General features: G+C 53.1%; 4 protein-coding genes. 3 read left to right on the top strand and 1 reads right to left on the bottom strand.

The genetic code is table 11. The annotated features are described in order from the left end of the window. Positions 1 to 1,385 (bottom strand): phosphomethylpyrimidine synthase ThiC (gene thiC / locus EJP87_RS06455; protein ID WP_130471052.1); only part of this gene is annotated, 1,385 nt, incomplete at its 3' end. 121 nt (positions 1,386 to 1,506) lie between these two features. Between thiC and ygfZ the strand changes: the two genes are divergently transcribed. From ygfZ to EJP87_RS06440, 3 genes are all read left to right on the top strand, one after another. Beyond that, positions 1,507 to 2,568, top strand: coding sequence for a CAF17-like 4Fe-4S cluster assembly/insertion protein YgfZ (ygfZ, locus tag EJP87_RS06450; RefSeq protein ID WP_130471040.1), 1,062 nt, complete (start codon positions 1,507 to 1,509; stop codon positions 2,566 to 2,568). Between the two features lie 42 nt (positions 2,569 to 2,610). Beyond that, positions 2,611 to 3,741, top strand: a complete 1,131-nt coding sequence (locus EJP87_RS06445; RefSeq protein WP_227657488.1) for an NAD(P)H-dependent flavin oxidoreductase — start codon at positions 2,611 to 2,613, stop codon at positions 3,739 to 3,741. Positions 3,742 to 3,945: 204 nt separating this feature from the next. Beyond that, positions 3,946 to 5,970: a methyl-accepting chemotaxis protein gene (locus EJP87_RS06440; protein ID WP_130471039.1), complete on the top strand. Its 2,025-nt coding sequence runs from the start codon at positions 3,946 to 3,948 to the stop codon at positions 5,968 to 5,970. Positions 5,971 to 6,213 lie beyond the last annotated feature (243 nt).

Raw genomic sequence — 6,213 nt, 5'->3', positions numbered from 1 at the left:
GAACCATCTGGTGCCGATTCGGGGCAAAAATCGGGAACCAGGCGTGCTGCCACACCTTGATAACGGGTAGTCACATCGCGAGAGAGCTTGTATGCACAAAAACGTGGTCCGCACATGGAACAAAACTCTGCTGATTTATGCGCTTCGTTGGGCAGGGTTTCATCATGATAGGCGCGGGCCCGTTCCGGATCCAAGGCCAAGGAAAATTGTCGATTCCAATCAAAGCCATAGCGAGCGCGACTCATCTCATCATCCCGCTCTCTGGCTCCAGGACGTTGGCGGGCAATATCTGCCGCATGGGCGGCAATTTTATAGGCAATGATGCCGTTGCGCACATCCTCGGCATTGGGTAATCCCAAATGCTCTTTCGGAGTCACATAGCACAACATCGACGCCCCCTTCCATGCGGCCACTGCTCCACCAATCGCCGAGGCAATATGGTCATAACCGGCAGCAATATCGGTCACCAACGGTCCCAAAACATAAAAGGGAGCCTCATGACACAACAAGCGCTCTTGCTCCATGTTCATTTCGATCTGATCCAGAGGCACATGTCCCGGACCTTCGATCATCACCTGTACATCCTGTTCCCAGGCCCGTTTGGTCAACGCACCCAGAACGCGCAGTTCGGCAAATTGCGCAGCATCGGAGGCATCATGCAGGCAACCAGGGCGCAGACCATCGCCCAGAGACAAGGTCACGTCATAGCGGGTGCAGATTTCCAACAGACGGTCAAAATGGGTAAAGAGTGGATTTTCCTGCTCATGATACAGCATCCACTGCGCCATCAGAGCCCCGCCACGGGAGACAATTTTGGTGATGCGTGACTCGATCAACGGCAGTACATCCCATACCACACCACAGTGGACAGTCATATAGTCCACTCCCTGCTGGGCCTGCTCTTCGATCACCTGCAGGATAAAATCGGCAGTCAGTTGGCGTACATCGGAGACCCGTTCCACCGCCTCATAAATGGGTACCGTACCCAACGGCAAGGGTGCATTACGCAGCAGTGCCTGACGAATTTCCGGAATTTGCCGTCCGGTTGAGAGATCCATGACCGTATCGGCCCCATAGCGAATTGCCAGTTGCAATTTGTGCAGCTCTTCATCCAGGCCGGAAGAGAGTGGAGAGTTGCCAATATTGGCATTGATTTTACACCGTGCGGCAATACCAATGGCCAGGGGGTGCAACTCGGGATGACGGATATTGGCCGGAATGACCATACGTCCCCGCGCCACTTCGGCGCCAACCAATTCCGGATCCAGACGCTCTTCCATAGCGCAATGGCGCATCTCTTCGGTAATCACCCCTTGCCGGGCATAGTGCATCTGGGTAACGTTGCCTGTGCGCCCTTGAATCCAGGCAGAACGAAATGTATTCATGACGGTTGCACCTTTCGTGATACGGTCTCGGCGGCTGTCTGCCGCCTCTCTTGTTTCAGAATGGAATGATCCAGAGCCCATTGTGCTTATCCGACCCATAGCTTGACAAGGAGATTTTCCTGTGCAGTCGTTTTATGCCTCTCTTGCCGTACCTCCGCAGTGGACCAATGATCGGGGTGAAGCGACCCCGGCGGATTTTGCCGACCCCCACGCTGAATATCAAAACCTGCTGCACAAAGCAGCCTGGGTCAACTTTAGCCACATGGGTATGGTTGCTCTTGAAGGTTCAGAACGGCGCACCTTTTTTTCTGGTCTGACCACCAACCAGGTGAATCGATTGGCAGCGGATCAATCTCTCTATTCGGCACTGTTGACCCCCCAAGGTCGTTTTTTGTGGGATTTTACCCTTCTGGAATATGGCACACAGGAACAGGCCGAACAACTCTTGCTGCTCTGCGAACCGGATCGGGTTGCAGAATTGATCCAGCAGATTCTTTTTTATCGCTTGCGCAGCAAAATCAGTGTCACCGATCGACGCCAATCATTTTATTTGCTTGGCATAATCGGACCAGAGGCGCAGTCGCACCTGGCGGCACTTTTTCCAGAGTTGCACTTGCACAATGAGCGTTTGGGACAAACCTGGATACCCAAACCGGGTTGGCGTTTATGGTTGGATCCCCGGCATGAAAAATTTGGCTGGCGACTGTTGCTTCCGCAAGAGGGCTGGAGTACCATAAGCAAGCGGTTTGCAGAGCTTTTGCCAGTTGCCGGTTGGACAGCATGGCAACAATATCGGGTTGCCAATGGTTTGCCCAGAGGGGGCAGCGAATGGACACCGAATGTCACTTTGCCTCTGGAAGCTGGTCTGTTGGAATTGCACGGTGTCGATTTCAGCAAAGGGTGCTATGTCGGTCAGGAGACAACGACCCGCACCCATCACCGTGGTACACTCAAAAAAAGATTGTTCCGGATTACCGGACCACAAGAGATCTCCTGGGAAACGCCACTCACCGTACAGCGCGCAGATGGCAAAGAGGTGGGTCAACTGACCAGCTTTTGCCCGCAAACCGGCCAGGGATTGGCGATTCTCTACACCGCCGAGGTCAATCATGCTCATGGAGCCCTGTTTATCCAAGGGAAAACGGTCATGGCCGACAAACCGGACTGGGCTCAGTGGGAATAATATCCACTACTTGTTTTGCTCAACCTGACGATTGGACCCACCATGACCTTAGCCAACCCTCCGTTGCCCTCTCTGCCTCCTTTGCAGATCGGAGAGTATACCATTCCGGTTCCCATCATCCAGGGCGGCATGGGTGTACGTGTCTCGGCACATCGCTTGGCCAGCGCCGTTGCCAATGAGGGAGGAGTGGGGATAATCGCCACCGTTGCCCTCTCCTTGGCCTCCAAATATTATAAAAAAGGCAAGGACTATTATCAGGCCAACATCAAAGCTCTGATTGATGAACTGAACCTGGCCAGAGAAGCCAGCCCACAGGGAATCATCGGTACCAACTGCATGGTGGCCATCCGCGACTTTGAGGCCATGGTGCGTACCTCAGTTGCCCATGGTGCGGATTTGATCATCTCTGGAGCAGGACTACCCTTGCGTTTGCCAGAGTTTGCTGCCAGCCGACCCAAAACCGCTTTGGTTCCCATTGTCTCCTCGCTGCGTGCTGCCCGCTTGTTGGCTGCCCGCTGGCGCAAACTCTATCGCAGACTTCCGGATGCCATTTTGTTTGAAGATCCCAATACCGCTGGTGGACATTTGGGGGTACGTCGCAACCAACTCTTCTCCGAAGAGTATTCCACTGCCCAGGTGGTACCGCAGTTGGCAGAGTGGTCGCGCAGCGAATATAACGACGAAATTCCCATCATTACCGCTGGTGGGATCTGGGACCGTGCCGATATTGATCGTGCCTTTTCCCTGGGTGCCAAAGGGGTACAAATGGCCAGCCGTTTTCTCTGTACCTATGAATGCGATGCCGATGAACGCTATAAACAGGCTTTTATCGATGCCAAAGAGAGCGATGTGGTGATCATCGATTCTCCGGCTGGCCTGCCGGGACGCGCCCTTTTTACCCCCTTTACCCGCACCCTGATGCAGGGAGGCAAGGTGGCCAGTAAATGTTTTGCCACCTGTCTGGAAGAGTGTACCTGTCGGGAGGCCAAAGATGCCTTCTGCATCGCCGAGGCGCTGCATCGGGCGCAACAAGGAGATCTGGAACGCGGTTTGATCTTTACCGGTACCAATGGCGTGCGTCATACCCATATGTCCCATGTACGGGATATTTTTCAGGAGTTGCTGACTGGTCAAACCAGCGAGGAATCTGCCCTGCCGGCTGCCTCCGCCTGAGAGCTGGTGAATAAATCGTCGCGAGCAAGTCCACGGCAAGGAACAGGCGATGGAGCGACGAGAGATATCAAGCAGATAGGCAAGGAGCGAAAAAGCCTGCAACGCCACCTGTGGGCTGCGCAGCAGATTGAATCACCAGCTCTGCGTTGTATGCTGTTTTGCTGTTGCCCATCATGATTCAAGTAGGTGAAGGAGAGTACCCGGATGCGTTATCTGGATAATATTAAAATATCCTCCAAGCTGCACATGCTGATGGCCTTTTTTTTGACTGGCTTTTTGGTGTTTGGCTATCTGACCTACAGTACGTTGAACCTGGTGCAGGTCCATGGGCCGGTCTACAAGGAGATTGTGCGCGACAAGGATTTTATCGCCGATATTTTGCCTCCTCCTCTGTATATTCTGGAGGCATATGCGTTGGCACTGCAATCATTGGGAGAGATGGAGCCAGAGCGTGTACGGGCAGCAGCGGAACGTATGGAGAGCCTGCGCAAGGATTATCATACCCGTTTTGAATTTTGGAACCAAAACTTAAAACAGGGCCAGGAAAGAGAGCTATTGACTGGTCCGGTACACCGTTCGGCACAACAGTTTTTTGAGATTGTCTTTCGCGACTATTTTCCGGCACTGTTGGCACAAAATCGCAGCAAAGCCGGCCTTGTGGCTTTTGGTCCACTGCGCAACCGCTATGAAGAGCATCGGCAAGCGATTGACAGTTTGGTGAAAGAGGCCGTTACCATTGGCAATGCCTACGAAAAACAGGCCGAAGAGTTGAATCAACGCCGTTCACTCTATCTATTGATCAACGGTATTGTTGCCATCGTGCTGGTGATGTCGCTCTCCTCCTTGATTGCCTCATCGATTGCCAAACCTTTAACCAGGGTGATGGGCTTTGTGCGTCGCATCTCTGAAGGCGATTTGACCGTGCATCATGAAGATGGAGTGGTACGCCATGATGAAATCGGTATCTTGGCAAACACCATGGATGAAATGGCCGGCAATCTGCGGCAAATGTTTTTGCGTATCAGTGAACAGGCTCGTCTTCTGGAGCAAAGCGCCAGCGAGCTGACCGAAACAGCCAGCTCCATGAGTGATTCATCGGTCACCTTGACCGATCAGGCCGGTAAAGTGGCTGATATTACTCAGGAGATGAGTGAAAATGTGCACACGGTTTCCGCCTCTGCTGAGCAGATGGATGCCAATATGCAGACCATTTCTGGTGCTTCGGAGACCTTGAGCAGCAGCATGCACACCATTTCCGCTTCGGCGGAGGAGGCGACCATTAATCTCTCCACGGTAGCCGCTTCCGGGGAGAAAGCCAGCTCCAGCTTGCAACATATGAACGATTCTGCCGCCCGCGCCAGCCATAATGTGGGCACAGTGGCCGCCTCCGTCGAGGAGATTGGTGCATCGTTGCGCGAGATGCGTGATCGTTGTCAATCGGCGGCCACCGAGGCCGATGAGGCTTCCAAACAGTCCCGTGAAACGTTGGGGGTGATGGAACAGTTGACCAAGGCAACACAGGAGATTGGCAAAATTGTCATGGTGATCAATAATATTGCCACGCAGACCAATCTTTTGGCCCTCAATGCAGCCATTGAAGCGGCAGGAGCAGGGGAGGCAGGCAAAGGTTTTGCGGTGGTGGCCAACGAGGTGAAAGAGTTGGCCAGACAAACCAGTGAAGCGACCAAAACCATCTCCGGGCGTATCGAGACGGTACGCTCCTATTCCAGCAATGTCGGGGAGGCCATCAACCGGGTAGGCGAGAGTATTGTGCGCTTGCGAGCCGCCAATACCGACATTTTTACCTCGGTTACCGAACAAAACAGTGCCCTGGAAGAGATCAATCGTTCGGTCAGCGATGTGGCCCGTGAGGCCAATCAGGTGACCATTCGGGTCAGCGAAGCGACACGCGGTATTGATGATGTCTTTCGCAGCATGAGCGAAATCTCTTCGGGAATCCGTGAAGTAACCCGCAATGTCACCAACTCCTCCGCCGGAATGAACGAAATTTCCCGCAACCTTGAAGAGGCCACCCATGGGGTGCTGGATATCACCCGCAATATTCAGGGAGTTTCCCAAGCCTCTTCGCAGGTTTCAGCCCATATGTCTGGGGTGAATCAAACCGCACGCGATGTGCGTAATCTGAGCGGCACCGTCAGTGGCCGGGCCAAGGATTTAACCCGTATCGCCAAGGAGTTGAACCAGGCTTTGGTACGCTTCAAAATTTAGGATGCACTGGCGCTGTTTTTTGTGGCCGGTTTGTAACTATTCACCACCCAAAACTATTGCGGGTCCAGGGATGGAATCCCTGGGATTTTGCTTTTAATCTTTTTTAATCTTTTGCCTTTGGCGCGCTTTTCAAACTAAGCCGACGCGCTCTTTGCGTCGGCTTAAGCGGAACTTTCGGACAGAAAACAAATAATTCACATTTATAAACAATAGGTTGGCGCGTTTTAGTCCTGATTTTGTACC

This window comes from Candidatus Magnetaquicoccus inordinatus (assembly GCF_004217665.1).
In the GTDB taxonomy this organism is placed as follows: domain Bacteria; phylum Pseudomonadota; class Magnetococcia; order Magnetococcales; family Magnetaquicoccaceae; genus Magnetaquicoccus; species Magnetaquicoccus inordinatus.
The sequence above is the reverse complement of the archived record's forward strand: the minus strand, read 5'-3'. Positions and strand labels throughout refer to the sequence as shown.